The sequence below is a fragment of the Peribacillus sp. SIMBA_075 genome, assembly GCF_046534585.1.
In genome coordinates, this window is record NZ_JAWRYN010000766.1 from 1 (window position 1) to 266 (window position 266).

General features: G+C 65.0%; 1 protein-coding gene. It reads left to right on the plus strand.

The genetic code is table 11. The features are described 5' to 3' along the window. Nucleotides 1-33: 33 nt before the first annotated feature. Nucleotides 34-266 (plus strand): hypothetical protein (locus SB775_RS30280; protein ID WP_410864948.1); only part of this gene is annotated, 233 nt, incomplete at its 3' end.

Genomic DNA, 266 nt, shown 5'->3' on the forward strand with positions numbered 1-266 from the left:
GGAATCGGCAAAATCAGCATTGGGAGTGACAGCATGAGCACATGGGGAGATATCGCCGCGGCGGTATCCAAGTTCGCGCCGATCCTTGGAAATGCCGTGCCCGGCGTGGGGACGGTCGTCGGGGCCGGTGTCGGCCTTGCTGCGTCGGTGATCGCGAAGGCGCTCGGCACCGACCCGACGCCGGACAGCATCATGACGGCGCTCGCGAGCAATCCGGACGCGATCGTGAAGCTGAAGCAGGCCGAGATGGACCACGAGCGCGACTT